The organism is Streptomyces sp. NPDC006476, from assembly GCF_040612015.1.
Classification (GTDB): Bacteria; Actinomycetota; Actinomycetes; order Streptomycetales; family Streptomycetaceae; genus Streptomyces; species Streptomyces griseorubiginosus_B.
The window spans coordinates 24,373-39,746 of the sequence record NZ_JBEXPK010000074.1 but is presented as its reverse complement, the minus strand read 5'-3'; the positions used below and the strand labels follow the sequence as shown (position 1 = coordinate 39,746).

12 protein-coding genes and 1 pseudogene are annotated in these 15,374 nt (G+C 67.9%); 8 read left to right on the top strand and 5 right to left on the bottom strand.

Annotated features, from left to right (window positions below; translation table 11 throughout):
- A pseudogene (locus tag ABZZ74_RS43925) lies at positions 1-241 on the bottom strand (cupin domain-containing protein); the annotation flags it as partial.
- A 322-nt stretch (positions 242-563) separates the two neighbouring features.
- On the opposite strand from ABZZ74_RS43925, the gene ABZZ74_RS43920 reads away from it, so the two are divergent.
- Positions 564-1,625, top strand: a complete 1,062-nt coding sequence (locus tag ABZZ74_RS43920; RefSeq protein WP_356949737.1) for a ferritin-like protein — start codon at positions 564-566, stop codon at positions 1,623-1,625.
- Positions 1,626-1,910: 285 nt separating this feature from the next.
- Here ABZZ74_RS43920 and ABZZ74_RS43915 read toward each other — a convergent pair whose 3' ends face one another.
- The 3 genes from ABZZ74_RS43915 to ABZZ74_RS43905 form a co-directional block, all read right to left on the bottom strand.
- Complete coding sequence (locus ABZZ74_RS43915) at positions 1,911-2,669, bottom strand: NAD(P)H-binding protein (protein ID WP_356949736.1); 759 nt, start codon at positions 2,667-2,669, stop codon at positions 1,911-1,913.
- A gap of 186 nt (positions 2,670-2,855) precedes the next feature.
- Entirely contained in the window at positions 2,856-3,575 is a 720-nt protein-coding gene (locus ABZZ74_RS43910) for an alpha/beta hydrolase (protein WP_356949735.1), read from the bottom strand.
- 78 nt (positions 3,576-3,653) lie between these two features.
- Entirely contained in the window at positions 3,654-4,604 is a 951-nt protein-coding gene (locus ABZZ74_RS43905; protein WP_356949734.1) for an alpha/beta hydrolase, read from the bottom strand.
- Positions 4,605-4,822: 218 nt separating this feature from the next.
- Between ABZZ74_RS43905 and ABZZ74_RS43900 the strand changes: the two genes are divergently transcribed.
- From ABZZ74_RS43900 to ABZZ74_RS43875, 6 genes are all read left to right on the top strand, one after another.
- Positions 4,823-5,293, top strand: coding sequence for a carboxymuconolactone decarboxylase family protein (locus ABZZ74_RS43900; protein ID WP_356949733.1), 471 nt, complete (start codon positions 4,823-4,825; stop codon positions 5,291-5,293).
- Positions 5,294-5,470: 177 nt separating this feature from the next.
- The gene (locus ABZZ74_RS43895; protein ID WP_356949732.1) at positions 5,471-6,370 is read left to right on the top strand and encodes an alpha/beta hydrolase; all 900 of its coding nucleotides are present in this window, start codon (positions 5,471-5,473) and stop codon (positions 6,368-6,370) included.
- 14 nt (positions 6,371-6,384) lie between these two features.
- Positions 6,385-7,935, top strand: a complete 1,551-nt coding sequence (locus ABZZ74_RS43890) for an MFS transporter (RefSeq protein WP_356949731.1) — start codon at positions 6,385-6,387, stop codon at positions 7,933-7,935.
- Between the two features lie 127 nt (positions 7,936-8,062).
- The gene (locus tag ABZZ74_RS43885; protein ID WP_079664478.1) at positions 8,063-8,557 is read left to right on the top strand and encodes a cupin domain-containing protein; all 495 of its coding nucleotides are present in this window, start codon (positions 8,063-8,065) and stop codon (positions 8,555-8,557) included.
- Between the two features lie 383 nt (positions 8,558-8,940).
- Positions 8,941-11,628, top strand: coding sequence for a pyruvate dehydrogenase (acetyl-transferring), homodimeric type (gene aceE, locus ABZZ74_RS43880; protein WP_356949730.1), 2,688 nt, complete (start codon positions 8,941-8,943; stop codon positions 11,626-11,628).
- Between the two features lie 134 nt (positions 11,629-11,762).
- Complete coding sequence (locus ABZZ74_RS43875) at positions 11,763-12,515, top strand: SDR family oxidoreductase (RefSeq protein WP_356949729.1); 753 nt, start codon at positions 11,763-11,765, stop codon at positions 12,513-12,515.
- Between the two features lie 238 nt (positions 12,516-12,753).
- On the opposite strand, the gene ABZZ74_RS43870 is transcribed toward ABZZ74_RS43875, so the two are convergent.
- Positions 12,754-13,596, bottom strand: a complete 843-nt coding sequence (locus tag ABZZ74_RS43870) for an alpha/beta hydrolase (protein ID WP_356949728.1) — start codon at positions 13,594-13,596, stop codon at positions 12,754-12,756.
- Positions 13,597-14,213: 617 nt separating this feature from the next.
- Here ABZZ74_RS43870 and ABZZ74_RS43865 point away from each other — a divergent pair.
- Positions 14,214-15,161: a sigma factor-like helix-turn-helix DNA-binding protein gene (locus ABZZ74_RS43865; RefSeq protein WP_356949727.1), complete on the top strand. Its 948-nt coding sequence runs from the start codon at positions 14,214-14,216 to the stop codon at positions 15,159-15,161.
- Positions 15,162-15,374: the final 213 nt, after the last annotated feature.

The window sequence follows — 15,374 nt, the reverse complement described above, 5'->3', positions numbered from 1 at the left end:
CCAGCTCGAAACGGACCGCACCCTTGGTGACGTACCCGAACGCCGGACCGGAGTGACGATGCGGCGGAGTGCCCGGGTCCCCAGGCTCCCAGTGCACATGAATCGTCATGGCCGAGGCACCCTCGGGAACGGTGATCGGCGCGGCGTCCTGAAGCAGCTTCGCCGCCCTGGTCCAACTCGGCCCGTCCTCGCCGCCGTCCCCATGACCGTGCCCATGCCCGTGATGCGCATTCTCTGACATTGTTTCACACCTTCCATGATGTCCACCACGTCGTGGGCTGTGAAGTAGCCGAAGACATGGTTGTGAAAGTTGGTGGCTCATCCCGTTGTTCCATATGACCGGGGACGCGGCAGATCTGTGACAGCGGGGAACGGGGCCGAAGTCACGGCTTCCCGGGACCCGGTGATGTCACAGAACGGACGTCTGCCCTGTCTTAACCAACGGTCGGTCGGCGATGCACTTTTCTGTTGGCAGTGGCATTCGACGGTTCTGACCAGCCGGTGACGCGAGTGGGCAGCATCGGCATCACGCCCATCACCCCTGCACCCGAAATGGGAAACCTGTGAACAGCGAAGAAGTGTCGCATGTCAGCCAGGCAACGGCAGCACGGATCGAAACGCTCGACAGCCTTCGCGAGCACCTTCAATGGGCGATCGAACTGGAACACGCCACCCTGCCGCCCTATCTCTGTGCGCTCTACTCTCTCGACCCGCAGCGCAACCCGGACGCTGCTCAAGCAATCGGCAGCGTCTTCGTCGAGGAGATGATCCACCTGGCACTGGCGGCGAACCTGCTCAACGCGGTCGGCGGGGAGCCTCGGCTGGATCCGGCAACGCTGCTGCAGCGTCATCCTCGCCCTCTCCCCCATGGCGACCGTTCCCTGCGGTTGTCGCTCGTTCCGTTCGGGACGGAGGCACTCGAGATGTTCCTCCGTCTGGAACAGCCGGCGGCGCCCAGCGCTCCGCCGGAAGGTGACGACTACGAGACGATCGGTCAGTTCTATGACGCGATCGAAGAAGGGCTGCGTCACCTGTGCGCTGAACTCGGGGAGACGGAAGTCTTCTGCGGTGACGGGGCGCGCCAGGTGACGGCTGGTCCCTTCGCCCATACCGGCGGCACCTTGACCGCGGTCACGGACCTCGCTTCGGCGCTCGCGGCTCTGGAGGAAATCGTCGAACAAGGTGAGGGGACGGCACGTGGCGAGGTCTGGGACGGCGACCGGGACATCTTCCATCCCGACCGCGATGAGGTTTCTCATTACTACCGGTTCCAGGAACTGAAGCTCGGACGCCGCTATCTGCGCGGTGACACACCGCAGTCCGGACCCACGGGTGAGGCCGTCGTGATCGACTCGGACGGCGTCCTGCCGATGCGCCCCAACCCCCTGCTGGCAGACCATCCCCTGGGCAGCCCCATCCGGAAAGCGCAGGAGAAGTTCAACCGGACGTACTGCCAACTGCTCCAGCAGCTCGAACAGGCTTTCAACGGCAGTCCGCAGCTGCTCGGAGCCGCAACGGGCACGATGTACGCACTCAAGGCGGAGGCTCAGAATCTGATGACGATGCCCGATGGAGACGACACGACGGCCGGCCCGACATTCGAGTACGTCGAAACACAGTCCTGAGACTGAGAGATCTGACTGCTGCCGCGTTCCGGGAGTAGGCGAACCGCATCCGACTGAGCGCCTGCTCCCGGACTCCGTACCGGCCGCAGGGCTCGCCGGGCGTCTCGGTCATCACTCGGCCGCTTCACGATGTCGATCTGTTCCTGGTCATCTCGGCCACCCAGTTCCCCTGTGCGTACGCAATGTGGTCACGCATCGCGGCGACGGTGTCGGTTCAGCCAGTCCCGTTGCGGTGCTGCCTGCGGGCCGCCGGCGACACGGCGGCCCGGCATGCCGGATGCTCGTTCACCGACCGGTCGCCATGGGCCGCGCCAAGCCCGCGAGATAGTCGTCGAACGTCAACGGGCCCTCGTCGTAGTCCCCGTGAGGCAGCAGACCCCCTCCCGACATGGCTTTGCCGACCTTGCCCGGGAGCGACACAGGAACGACGATCCGGTGCCGGCCCTGGGCGCGCAGGATACGGCGCGCCATGTCCACCATGCCCAATTGCTGGGGTCCGGCGATTTCCCGTGCCATTCCCGCCGGGTCCTGCCTCACGTGGTCGACGAGTCTTTTTGCGACATCTCGGGCGGCGACGGGGCGAGTCAGCATGTTCGGCATCAGGACCACCGGTGACCGGTTGTCCAGCAGCGGCTCAGGGAACTCGAAGAACTGGGTGGCGCGGAGCACTGTCCATGGCAGATCTCCGTCGCGGACCAGTTCCTCCTGCGCACGTTTACCCATGTAGTACCCGAAGTCCACCTCGTCGCTGCCGACGATCGACAGGGTGATCACATGCTTGACCCCCGTTCGCCGGGCGACGGAGAGCAGATTGCCGGTGGTCCGGGAGAAGAAGTCGACTGCGACCTTCGCTCTCGTCGTGACGACGTTCGCAACGTTGATCACCACGTCACAGCCGGACAACCGGTCCTGCAACCCGACACCGGTGGTCAGATCCACGCCCTGCGAGCGGGCGAGGGTCACTGGCTGATGTCCCGCCGCTCGCAGCTCGGCTACGACGAACTTCCCCACCAGGCCGGTTCCTCCGGCGACAGCGACCTGCATGTGCTTCCTCCTCGTACCCGTCGGTGGTTCCGACTACGGCCCTACAGACGCCCTATGGACAAGGCAGACGCTGATCCTGTGACAGGGCATGACTCGAGGCCGAGGTGCACCCGGCCGGAACTGTCGGGTGGACGATCGCATGCGCGACCGACCACCCGACAGTGCCGTACTCAGAAAGCCGTCCGCTCAGGCGGTCGCCTGCGCCGCCTCGTTGATCAGGCGGGCGACATCACCGGGGTGCGAGACACTGACCGCGTGGGAGGCGTTGAGGCTCACGAACGTGGCCTTCGCACGCTCAGCCATGAAGGTCTGCGCCTGCGGCGGAATGTTCCGGTCCTCGGTGGCCACGAGAACCCATGCCGGAAGGTCCCTCCACGCAGGGGCCGCGGCGCCCTCTGCCAGCGCGGCATCGGTCACGGGACGTTGGGTGGCGGCCATGACCGCCGCCGTCCCCTCGGGGACGTCGGCGGCGAACTGGTGGTGGAACTTGCTCTGCTCGATATAGAGATCCGCGACCTGCCTGCCGTCGGGCAGCGTGACCGGCACGGGGCGCAGCGTCTCTCCGAGAGTGCTGCCGGGGAACTTGCCCGACAGGGTGACCGCGCTCTCACCCTCGCCGGGCAGGAAGGCCGCGACGAAGACGAGCGCCTTGACGTTGTTCAGTCCCGTCGCGGCGTTGCTGATGACCGATCCGCCGTAGGAGTGGCCGACGAGGACGACCGGGCCGTCGATGGAGGCCACGAGTTGCCTGACGTGATCGGCGTCGACGGCCAGTCCACGCAGCGGATTGCTGGCGGCCACCACCGGATAGTCGTGGGACTGGAGCCTTTCGACGACGCCGTTCCAGCTGGAGGAGTCCGCGAAGGCGCCGTGGACGAGGACGATGGTGGGTTTCAGTGCACTCACGAGAGTGGCCTTTCCTTTACTGGTGCGGCATGCCCGGCGCACCTGGGCTGCCACGAGGGCGTCACCGCCCGAAGGGTGTCAGTCGGTTCCCAGGGCCTTGCGCAGAACGTGGACGGCCTGCTCGATCGCCGCGCTCGAGGCCTGGGTTCCGCGGACCGTGTTCAGCATCATGAAGTCGTGCAGGCTGGCGTTGTAGCGGATGCTCGTGGTCGGCACGCCGGCCTGGACGAGCTTGCGGGCGTACGCTTCGCCCTCGTCACGCAGTACGTCGTTCTCGTCGACGATGACGAGCGCCGGCGGCAGACCCTGGAGGTCTTCCAGTGTGGCGCGCAGGGGCGACGCGGTGATCTGGGCGCGCTCGGCCGGGTCGGTGGTGTAGGCGTCCCAGAACCATTCCATGGCCTTCGCCGTCAGGTGCGGGCCGTGGGCGAAGGTCTTGTAGCTCTGGGTGTCCTGGGCAGCGTCGGTGACGGGGTAGTACAGCGACTGGTGCAGGAAGGTCACGTCACCGCGCTGCTTGGCCATGTGGGTCAGGGCCGCGGCCATGTTGCCGCCGACGGAGTCACCGGCTACGACGAGGCGGGACCCGTCGAGGGATTCCTCGCTCCCCTTCGTGGTGATCCACTGGGCGGTGGCGTAGGCCTGCTCGATGGCGACGGGGTACTTCGCCTCGGGTGAACGGTCGTATTCGACGAAGACCAGGGCCGCCTTCGCCCCCACCGCCAGCTCGCGCACCAGACGGTCGTGTGTACCGGCGTTCCCCAGAATCCAGCCGCCGCCGTGCACGTACAGGATCACGGGCAGGACGCCACTGCTGCCGACAGGCTTGACGATGCGCACCCTCACGTCCCCCACACGGGCGGGGACGGTGATCCACTTCTCGTCCACGTCGAACTTCTCGATGGGCTGGGCCTGCACGTCGTCGAGCAGCTTGCGGGCACCATCGACGCCGAGCTCGTACAGCAGCGGCGGTTTGGCGGTCGCGTCGGCGAACTCCTGCGCGGCGGGCTCGAGAATGATGTCACTCACAGTGTGCTCCTTCAGAGATGGTGGGGTTTCACAGGACGTCCACACCATCAGACCGGGCCAGGAGCCGATGTGTGACACACCAAGAAAAAGGGACCAAGGTGGGTGAATCACGGCGCGACCGTGCCGTGCTCGGGGGCGTCGTCGGCGAACGCTGTCACAAATCGACGGCGGTCCCGGTCAGTGCGTTGTAACGGTCCCACACCCGAGGAGAACACGCCGTGGACGCACGTATCAACTACTTCGGCAACGCCCTTGCGGGCAAGGTCATGAGGCACCTGAACTCGGTCGCCAGTGTGGTGAACTCGGCGCTTCCGACAGCCACCGTGGAGCTGGTGAACCTCCGTGCCAGCCAGATCAACGGCTGCGGTTTCTGCACCGACATGCACACCAAGGACGCCCTCGCCGCAGGCGAGGACCAGCAGCGTCTGAACCTCGTGGCCGCGTGGCGTGAGGCCACCGTCTTCACCGACGCCGAGCGCGCGGCGCTGGAGCTGGCCGAGCAGGGCACCCGCACCGCGGACGCCGCGAACGGTGTGTCGGACGAGGCATGGGCGAACGCCGCGAAGCACTATGACGAGGACCAGCTCGCCGCGCTGATTTCTCTGATCGCCGTCATCAACGCCTACAACCGCATCAACATCATCAACCAGCAGCCCGCGGGCGGTTACAAGCCCGGCATGTTCGGCTGAGTCGTCCGCTCGGGGCACACCGGGCGCCCGCCCCCCGTCTTCTGGTCCTCCTGGTCCTCTTGGTCCTCGACCAGGAGACGGACGGCGCGCCGTCGCCACCCCACTCGTACCGGAATCCAGAGGCCTCTCATGCCAGATCGCCCCGCACTCGCCCCTCTGCGACGAGTCAGAACCGACGTGCTGGAAGTCGCCTACCACGAGACGGGTCCCACGGACGGCGACACTGTGCTGCTCCTGCACGGTTTCCCCTACGACGTGCACAGCTACGTCGACGTGGCGCCGCTGCTCGCCAAGGACGGTTTCCGGGTCGTCGTCCCCTACCTGCGGGGACACGGGCCTACCGCGTTCCTGTCCGAAGTGTCCCCGCGTTCGGGTCAGCAGGCCGCCCTGGGAGCCGACGTCATCGCGCTCATGGACGCTCTGGGCGTCGAGCGGGCTTACGTGGCCGGATACGACTGGGGCGGACGGGCCGCCAACATCGCCGCGGCCCTGTGGCCCGAGCGGATCCTGGGTCTGGTCTCGGTCAACAGCTATCTCATCCAGAACATCGGTGCGGCGATGACCCCCGTGGCCCCCGAACTCGAGGCCGGGTTCTGGTACTTCTACTACTTCCTCACCGAGCGGGGCGAGGCCGGTCTGGCCGCCGACCCCACAGGTGTCGCCCGCGTCATCTGGAAGCGGAACTCCCCCCGGTGGCCGTTCGAGGAAGAAGATCTGGCGCGGGCCGCCGAGGCCTTCCGGAATCCCGACTACACCGACGTCGTCATCCATTCGTACCGGCACCGGCTCGGCTTCGCGCCGGGCGCAGAGGCGTACGTGGACCTCGAGAGGCGTCTCGCCGAGCTGCCCGCGATCACGGTTCCCACCGTCACCCTCGACGGCCTGGCCGACGGTAACTTCCCGGCGACGGACGGCTCGTCCAGCGCTCACCACTTCACCGGTCCCCGGTTGCACCGGCAGGTGCCGGACGCCGGTCACAATCTCCCGCAGGAACGCCCAGAGGCGTTCGCGGCCGCCGTGCGTGATGTGCGCGCCCTGCGCCAGGAACACGCCGGCCGCGACGGCTTCGCCACCTGACGCCGGGACGCGACATGACGTCATCTCCGTCTCCGTCCTCGTCCTCGTCTCCGGACGACCGGGGTCCCCTCCGTGTCGCCAGTGCGCGCGGCCGGTGGACCCTGCTGGCCACCGTTCTGGGATCCAGCGTGGTCATGCTCGGCTCGACCGTCACCAACGTGGCGCTGCCGCACATAGGCGCCGACTTCGACGCCGACCTCGGCGTTCTGCAGTGGACCGCGAACGCCTACATGCTCACTCTGGCGGCCTTGATCCTGCTGGGCGGTTCGCTGGGCGACCGTTTCGGACGGCGCCGCGTCTTCGTGGTGGGCATCGCGTGGTTCGCGGTCGCATCCCTGCTGTGCGCTGTGGCTCCCGACACCACCACGCTCATCACCGCGCGAGCACTGCAAGGTGTCGGGGGCGCCCTGATCACCCCCGGCTCACTGGCGATCATCGAGGCCTCGTTCCACCCGGACGACCGGCCCCACGCGATCGGCCTGTGGTCGGGATTCGGCGGAATCGGCGCGGCCCTCGGGCCGTTTGTGGGCGGTTGGCTGGTGGACGGCCCCGGCTGGCGCTGGACCTTCCTGCTCAGCGCTGTGCCGGCGCTTCTGTGCCTGCCGATCGCGCTACGTCACGTCCCGGAGTCCGTGGGCACGCCCCGCGAGGACAGTCTCGCGGTCGGCGCCGCTGGCAGAGGGCGACTCGGCTTCGACATCCCCGGCGCCGTGCTGGGCGCTGTGACGCTCGCCCTGGCCACCTACGCACTGACCGAGGCCCGGGACGGCGGACCGGTGGTCCTGGCCGCGGCCGTGGGCAGCGTCGTGGCGGGCTTCGCGTTCCTTCTGGTGGAGCGGCGCAGCAACGACCCGATGATGTCGTTGTCGATCTTCTCGTCCCGCCCGTTCCGCTCCGTCAACCTGATCACGCTGTGCGTGTACGCGGGCACGGGCGGGTTCTTCTTCCTGACCGCCCTGCAGTTGCAGATCGTCGTCGGGTACTCGGCGTTGGCAGCCGGCGCGGCCATGCTGCCGAATACGGTGCTGATGGTGCTGTTCTCGTCCCGCTCCGGCATGCTCGCCCAACGGCTGGGGCCGCGGATCCCCCTCACCGTCGGCCCGCTGGTGTGCGGGGCCGGCATGCTGATGATGCTGCGGGTCGGCCCCGGCACGTCCTACCTCCACGACGTCCTGCCCGCCCTGATGGTGATGGGCACCGGCATGGTCATCATGGTCGCCCCGCTGAGCGTCACCCTGCTGTCGTCGGTGGAGGCCGCGAACGCCGGGCTGGCGAGTGGCATCAACAACGCCGCGGCCCGCGCCTCCGGCCTGGTCTCCGTGGCAGCGCTGCCGCTGCTGGTGGGGATGGGGCCGGATGCCTACCGATCGGGCGCCGCCTTCGACACGTCTTTCAGCCGGGCCATGCCGCTGTGTGCGGGCCTGTTGGCCATCGGCGCGTTGGTGGCCTTCGGGACGTTGCGGCAGGCCGACACGGCCCCTCATCCGTTGCACGGGCGGGCGCACAGCTGGCTCATGGAGCCCCCGCTGGTGTCCCGGTTCGCCCGTCACCACGTCGTCGACTGACGTCTCGTCCTCGGGCGCCCCGTGTCACATCGATGGGTGTTCATCGGTCTCACTGTTGAGAGGACCGCTGTTCAGCGGCCCGCGTCGGCGCCTCACCGCGTGTGCGTCGCAGGAAAGGAATCGCGACATGTCGTACCCGTATCCGGAGCAGAAGTACTGGGGAGAGGACGGCGAGGTCAGCGCCGTCTACCGGCCTGCCACCACACCGCCGGCCATCGGCGAGAGCGGAACCGGGAAGGACGCCACCCACTATCTGGCGACCACTGACACCACGCGGGGTGAGTTCGGCCTGTATCGGGTGGAGATGAGGCCGAAGGCGGGCGGACCCAAGAAGCACTTCCACAAGCGGATCTCGGAGTCGTTCTACATCCTGGACGGCACGGTGCGTGTGTTCGACGGTGTGCAGTGGGTCGACACACGCAAGGGCGATTTCCTGCATGTGCCCCAGGGGGGTCTGCACGCCTTCCGCAACGACTCCGACGCCCCGGCCGACATGCTGCTGCTGTTCACGCCGGGCGCGCCACGTGAGGAGTACTTCGAGCAGGTGTCGCAGCTGGCGCACGCCTCGGAGGAGGAGCGTGCCGCGTTCTTCGACAGGCACGACTCGTACTTCGTCGAGTAGCAGCGTGATCAGCGGCCTCGATCCCGAGCCTCTCACAGAGGTTCGGATGGGAGTCGTCGTGACAGGTTCCGCCGGCTCATCGCTGCGAGGACCGTCTCCGGGGTCCGCGACCACGGGGTGGTGATCGTTCAGGTCGCCGTGTCGCCGTATGCCGCTGTCCGGGGTTCTTGCGTTCGTCGGCGTCGTGCCCGCTGAGCGGACGCCCTCCGGGCCGAGCACGACTTGGACCACCACAGGTTGACCCAGTAGCTCAACGTACGTTGCCCCCGCCAAGGCGGCGGCACCTGTCGCCGCCCATGCCCGCCGGCCGGCCGTCTGTGCGACAGCGACCCTTTCCGCAGCCGGCATTCCCCTCTTCCCCATGCCGCGACAGGAAGGCTGCCATGAGTGATCCGTCCCGGCCCACTGAGTCCTCTGCGATCAGTGAGCTCGACCAGATACCCGACCGTGACCGCGAGGAGACCGCCGAATGGCAGGCCTCCCTCGACGCTGTGGTGCGCAACGCCGGGCCGGAGCGGGCGGTGTACCTGATGCGACGGGTGCACGAGTTCGCGGCGCGGTCCGGGATGTCCTTGCCGGGGCTGCTGTCCTCGGACTACATCAACACCGTCCCGGCCTCCGCGCAGCCGGAGTTCGACGGGGACCTGGAGATGGAATCCAGGATCACCGCGCTCAACCGGTGGAACGCGGCGGCGATGGTCACCCGCGGTTCGCGTCTGGGACTGGGCGGCCACATCTCCACCTACGCGTCTGCGGCCTGGCTCTACGAGATCGGGTTCAACCACTTCTTCCGGGGCAAGGACGGTGACGGCTCGGGCGATCAGCTGTTCCTGCAGGGGCATGCCTCGCCGGGCATCTACGCCCGGGTCTTTCTCGAGGGGCGCTTGAGCACGGAGCAACTGAACGCTTTCCGCAGGGAGGCCGGCGGCCATGGCCTGCCGTCCTACCCGCACCCGCGCCGGCTGCCGTGGCTGTGGGAGTTCCCGACGGTGTCGATGGGGCTGGGTCCGCTCGGCGCGATCTACCAGGCCCGGTTCAACCGCTACCTTCAGGCTCGCGGCATCAAGGACACCTCCGCCTCGCGGGTGTGGGCGTTCCTGGGCGACGGGGAGATGGACGAGCCGGAGTCGATCGCCGCTCTCACGCTGGCGTCCCGCGAGGGCCTGGACAATCTCACCTTCGTGGTCAACTGCAACCTGCAGCGCCTGGACGGGCCGGTCCGGTCGAATTCCAAGATCGTTCAGGAGTTGGAGGCCCGGTTCCGCGGCAGTGGCTGGAACGTGGTCAAGACTCTGTGGGGCGAAGCCTGGGACCCGCTGTTGCACCAGGACGCCACAGGCGACCTGGTGCGGCGCCTGGGCGAGGTGCCCGACGCGCAGATGCAGACGCTCGCCGCGCGGGACGCCGCCTACATACGCAAGAACTTCTTCACCGGCGACGCTCTGTCCGCCGTCTCCGCCTCCCTGAGCGACGCCCAGGTCGTCGAGCTGTTCGAGAACTCCCGCGGCGGCCACGAGCCGTTGAAGGTGTACGCCGCCTACCGTGCCGCCGTGCAGCACCGGGGCGGGCCGACGGTGGTCCTCGCCCAGACGGTCAAGGGCCACACGCTCGGCTCGGCTTTCGAGTCCCGCAACGCCAACCACCAGATGAAGAAGCTCACGATGGAGCAGTTCCGTGAGATGCGCGACCTGCTGGAGCTTCCCATCCCCGACAGCGCGCTCGCCGGTGAGCAGGTCCCGTTCTGGCACCCCGGCAAGGACTCGCCGGAGGTGCGGTACCTGCATGAGCGGCGGGCGGCGCTGGGCGGCCCCCTCCCCGTTCGCCGGGTGATCGCCAAACCGCTGCCGGAACCGCCCGCCAAGCCCTTCGAGGCGCTGGAGAAGGGCTTCGGCCATCAGGAGGTCGCCACCACGATGGCGCTGGTCCGCCTGGTCAAGGACCTGATGCGGGACCAGCGCACCGGGGCGCGCTGGGTGCCGATCATCCCCGACGAGGCCCGCACGTTCGGGATGGAGTCGATGTTCCCGACGGCCGGGATCTACTCGCCGCTGGGCCAGAACTACGACCCGGTCGACGCCGACCAACTGCTCTACTACAAGGAGAGCAAGACCGGGCAGCTGATCATCGAGGGCATCACCGAAGCAGGTTCCGTGGCCGAGTTCGCCGCCGCGGCCACCTCGTACGCCACGCACGGTGAGCCGATGATCCCGTTCTACATCTTCTACGCCATGTTCGGGTTCCAGCGCACCGGCGACCAGTTCTGGGCGCTCGGTGACCAGATGGGCCGCGGCTTCGTCGTCGGCGGCACCGCCGGACGCACCACCATGACCGGCGAGGGGCTGCAACACGGTGACGGTCACTCGCACTTGCTGGCCTCCACCAACCCCGCGGTGATCAGTTATGACCCGGCGTTCGCCTTCGAGATCGCGGTGATCGTCCGGGACGGTCTGCGCCGGATGTACGGCGAGCGGCCGGAGAACGTCTTCTACTACCTGACCGTGTACAACGAGCCCAAGCACCAGCCGGCCATGCCGGCGCTGCCGGGTGTCGAGGAGGGCATCGTCCGGGGCATCTACCGGTACCGGCCCGCCGAGCCCACCGCGACCGGTCCCCGGCTCCAGCTGCTGTCGTCCGGTACGGCCATCCACTGGGCACTCCGAGCCCAGGAACTCCTCGCTTCCGACTGGAACGTACACGCCGACGTGTGGTCGGTGACGTCCTGGACAGAGCTGCGCCGCGACGCATTGGACACCGACGCGGCCCGCATGCGCGGCGAGGAGCGCACCCCGTACGTCACCCGGGCGCTGGCCGGTGCGCCGGGCCCGGTGCTGGCCGTCAGCGACTGGATGCGGCAGGTGCCCGACCAGATCAGCCAGTGGGTCGAGCAGGACTACTACTCCCTGGGCACCGACGGTTTCGGTCTCTCCGACACCCGTGCGGACGTGCGCCGCCACTTCCAGGTGGACGCCGAGTCCATCGTGGTGACGGCACTGTACCGGCTGGCCAGGACCGGGCAGGTCGCCCCGGAGGCCGTCGCGCAGGCCCGCGCGCGCTACGGCCTCGACCAGTGAACGGCGAGGTGCCGCAACCCGGGCCTGCGTGACACGACGCGCCGCACATGATGCGCCCGGTGCCATGTCACACATACCTCCCCCTGTCCTGTCACTACTGGTACGGAAACCCCAATAATCGAGGAGGAACCATCATGAAGGTCGTAGTCATCGGCGGAACCGGTCTCATCGGCTCCAAGGTGGTCGGCAAGCTCACCGAGCACGACCACGAGGCGGTTCCGGCCGCGCCCAACACCGGGGTCGACACTCTGACGGGTGAGGGCCTGGCTGAGGTTCTGCAGGGCGCTCAGGTAGTGGTGGACGTGTCCAACTCCCCCTCGTTCGAGGACGACGCGGTCATGGAGTTCTTCCGCACCTCCACCACGAATCTGCTCAAGGCGGAGAAGGAGGCCGGTGTCACGCACCACGTCGCACTGTCCGTGGTGGGCACGGAGCGGCTCCAGGAGAGTGGTTACTTCCGCGCCAAGCAGGCGCAGGAGGAGCTGATCAGGGAGTCCGGAGTTGCGTTCTCCATCGTGCACGCGACCCAGTTCTTCGAGTTCATGAAGGGCATCGCGGACTCCGCCACTCAGGACGACAACACGGTGCACCTTGCCCCCGTCGCGATCCAGCCCATCTACTCCGACGACGTCGCCGCCGCGGTCGGCCGCACTGCCGTCGGTGAGCCGGTGGGCGGTGTCGTCGAGGTCGCCGGACCTGACACATTCCAGCTGGACGAGCTGATCCGTAAGGGCCTGGCCGCCAAGAACGACCCGCGCACGGTCGTCTCCGATCCCAAGGCCCCTTACTTCGGAGCCCAGTTGGAGGAGAAGACGCTGCTGCCCGGTCCGGACGCGCGCCTCGGCGAGACGCGATTCAGCGACTGGATCGCGCAGCAGGGGAAGTAGAACCGGAGAACGGCCAGCGACCGGGATCCGCTCCCGCGCGACTGGACCGCACGACGGCCGGTACCGAGACACCTGTCCGGTACCGGCCGTTGTGGTGTACTCATCCAGGTCGGCAGGGTCCTCGCCGTCCCCGACCTGTGACGGGGCCCGCTTGCGAAGGGCCTGCAGCGGGCACACAGGGGATCGGGACGGACCGTCCGGTCCGTCCCGATCCCCTGACCGACATACGTAAGAGGCGTCAGCGCACCGAGCGCGCGGCGTCCTCGATGACGTCGGTGACCCTACCGGGCTGCGAAACGCTCACCGCGTGCGACGAGCGGACCTCCGAGGTGTGGGCGCCTGCCCGCTCGGCCATGAACTCCTGAGCCTTGGCAGGGATGTTGAGGTCCTGCGTGGCAACCAGGACCCAGGAGGGAATGGTCTTCCAGGCCGGCTCGGCCGCACCCTCGGCCAGGGCGGCGTTGGTGACAGGTCGCTGGGTGACGGCCATCAGGTCGGTCTTGTTACGGGGCACGTCGGCGGCGAACTGGTGACGGAACTTGTCGTTCTGGATGTAGAGGTCGGCGCCCTGGGAGCCGTCCGCCTCGGTCAGCGGTACGGAGTGGAGGGCTTCGCCGAGGGTGCTGCCGGGGAACTTGCCCGACAGGTCGGCCGCGCTCTCGCCCTTCTCCGGGAGGAAGGCGGCGAGGTAGACCAGCGCCTTGACGTTCTTGTTGCCGGTGGCCGCGTTGCTGATGACGGAGCCGCCGTAGGAGTGCCCGGCCAGAACGATGGGGCCGTCGATGCCCGCCAGGACGTCCTTCAGATAGGCGGAGTCGCCGCTCAGGGACCGCAGCGGGTTGGCGACCGCGATGACCGGATAACCGTCGTGGCGAAGCTTCTTGATGACGTCGTTCCAGCTGGTGGAGTCGGCGAAAGCACCGTGGACCAGGACGACGGTGGGCTTGGGACTCCGTACGTGGACACCCTTGTCGGCGGAGGCGGGGGCGACCGCGGTGGCCAGCAGGCCCGCGGCGATGCCGGCTCCGGCGACAAGAGTGAGCGAGGTACGGGACCGGCGGGCGAGGGATGAGCGGAACACAGGCAGACACCTTTCGCGGTTGCGCAGACGCGCTGACTTCTGGTGGAAGGAGCGCGGCGCTGATGGTCGGCGGCCCACGACAGCCCACTGTTGAGGCGGGGCTGGAGCCGTGTACGGCGGCGCGCAGCATCGTTGGTGCGACGCGGAAGCCGGGTAGGAGGCCGGCCGGCAACGTGGACATGCCGGGTGCCAACCGCCGGGCGGGGACGGCCGGTTGACTCGGCAGTCCCACTCACCGCCTTTCGCCCTTATGACAGGACGCTCATCGAATGTGTGACATGTGCCCCTCGTCGCCGCGGGCTCGAGACGTGCGGGCCCGGCCGGTCCCTGTCCCCTACGGGTCGCCACTCAGCCAGTCGCGTGTCGGCCCACTGGGGGCATGCACCCGCCCGCATCTCAACGTCACCCAGCGCGTTCGCAGGCACTTTCCTCCCCCGCGTCACTGCCCGTGTCACATGGTCCATGTCTGTCCGGTCTGCACTGTCGAGAACAGCGTGACCAGAACGTCGGACACAACAGGTCGGGACAGCGCGCTCGGTCCACCGAGGCCGTTCCGGACGTCGGCCGAGACGTCGCGGTGTAGGCGATGGACTGCCGTGTGAGAGGGAAGATGCCGTATGGACCAGGCCGATGACGCGGTGCCGATCGCTGAGATGCTCGACGAGCGGCAGCACCTGCTGGCCGTCGCCTATTGGATGGTGGGCACAGGTCCTGATGCCGACGAAGTCGTTACCCAGACCTACCGGCGGTGGTACGGCCTATCCGATCCGGAGAGGGCGCGGATCACGGAGCCGCTCTCCTGGCTGGTGAAGACGGCGGGCGCCATCTGCCTGACATGCCTGGCCCTGCCCGCGCGTCGAGAACCGGGCGCGGCAGGGACAGCCGGTGATACGACGGTGAGGGTTTGTCCGTCTTTGACGGACGAGGTCAGCGAGGTTCTGCTGAACGCGTTGGATTCCCTGTCCCCGGCCGAGCGGGCAGCGTTCGTCCTCAATGATGTTTTCGGGATGGCGCCACAGGTGGTCGCCGAGATCGTGGGCCGGACGGAACGGGAATGTACCGAACTCGCCGAACGGGCCCGTCGCACCCTGCGAACCAGGCGTTCGAGTCCCACCATGCCGCAGCAGCACGACCGGATGGTCCGGGCGGTCCGTGAGGCCTGCGCTGCGGAGGACTCGGCCCTCCTGTCATCTCTGCTGGCCCCCGACGCCACGGCCTTCTTCGACGGCGGTGGCAAGGTGCGGGCTCTGGACCGGCCGGTCCACGGTGCCCTGAAGGTCGCCCGCAGCCTGCTCACTCTGCTCTCCCACCGCCCCCGCACCGCTCTGGACCTCCACTCCGTCAACGGCCGGACGGGGATCGTCGTGCGCTACGACGGTCAGGTCGCCGCCGTGATCAGCTTCGACATCGCCGGCCATCACGTCGTCCAGGTCTGGGCCGTTCTGAACCCCGACAAACTGCGCCTCTGGAACCGGCCGGATGCCTCTTCCGGTGCACCTCGGGTGCCTGGGCTACCTGGTGGGCCTGGTGGGTCGAACAACGTGTCCGCTGCAGACCGGGACTGAGACGGTGTCCTGTCGAGAGCCAGACACGCCCGGCCTGACCGCCGCTCCGAAGACGCAGAGAAGTCCAACGCCTCGCGCCTCAAGGCCGAGGATCGCCTTCCCCCCGGCCCGAGAGCCGGGGCTGCCCGCGAAGAACAAGGGATGGATACCCAGGCTCCGGCCCATGTCCGTGAGGACCCCCTGGATACGAGGTGTCCAACGTCCAGGTCTCGG